This is a genomic window from Streptomyces sp. NPDC001880, from assembly GCF_053594575.1.
Genome location: NZ_JBSFET010000301.1, coordinates 1 through 1,106, shown reverse-complemented (window position 1 = coordinate 1,106; position 1,106 = coordinate 1). Strand labels below are relative to the sequence as shown.

1 protein-coding gene is annotated in these 1,106 nt (G+C 71.7%); it reads right to left on the bottom strand.

The window, feature by feature from the left end:
* Positions 1–1,106 (bottom strand): M20/M25/M40 family metallo-hydrolase (locus ACWCQ6_RS37445; protein ID WP_451097000.1); only part of this gene is annotated, 1,106 nt, incomplete at both ends.

Below are 1,106 nucleotides of genomic sequence, written 5' to 3'. Positions count from 1 at the left end.
CACCACCGGCAGCGGCATCCGCTGTACGGGGACGACGGTCGCTCCCGGCCGGTGCGGGCCCGGCGGATCCGGACGCACGACCGGAACCGGCTGAGGCGGTCGCGGTGCCCGGCACGATGCTCGGGTAGTAGCCGGACTGGGCGGAGGTGAAGGCGAGCGTGGTCCGCAGCATCGCGTTGTGCAGTTCCGGGGTCTCGCTGAGCCGCACCACCGCTTCCCCCGCCCTGTCCCGGCGCAGGTCCGTGCGGGCGGCGAGCATCTCCCGGAGCGCATCGGCGAACGGCCGGTCGGTGGTGGCCTCGGCCAGTTCGGCGAAGTACTGCCGGGACAGTGCGTTCGGGCGGATGTGGGCACGCCACTGCCCGAGCTCGTCGAGTACCTCGCCCAGCCGGATCACCGCCTGTCCGCTGAACGGCTTGGACGTGTGGGTGGCGTACGAGGCGGTCTCCAGGCGCAGCAGCAGGGAGCGCTTGTCGTTGCAGGTGAGTGAGGCGATCATGGGCGTGGTGCCGTCGCGCTGGTTGAGGACCCAGCCGCCCTCGGTGATGACCGCGCCCGCCGTCACCTTGCCGGGGTGTTCCGCGAGGAACCAGCGCACGCCGTAGGGGCCCTGTTCCTCGTCGCAGTCGGACCAGAGGACGATGTCGCGGTCGAAGGCCGCTCCCTCGCGGACATGGCGCAGCAGAGCGGCGACGAAGGCGGCGTTGACGCCCTTCATGTCCAACGAGCCGCGGCCGTACAGCTTTCCGTCCTTGATCTGACCGGCGAAGGGGTCCGTCTCCCATCTGTCGCCGATGGCGGGCACCACGTCGGAGTGGCCGAGCAGGACCAGGGGCTTCTTCGTGGCCGGTCCGCTGCCGGGTATGCGGGCGAAGAAGTGGACGTTGCCGTCCTTCGGAGTGGGCACGATCTCGGTGCCGACCCCGGCGGCCCGGAAGATGCCCTGGAGCATCCGGGCGAGTGGCAGGGTGATCGCGCCGTCGCCGGGGTTGCTGGTGTTCTGGCGGATCATGGCGACGGCCAGGGCCACGGGGTCGGTGGGATCGCCGTCGAAGGAGGTGTCGCCCGTCGGCGCGGCGGCCCGCGCCGCGGGTGCCGCCGATGCC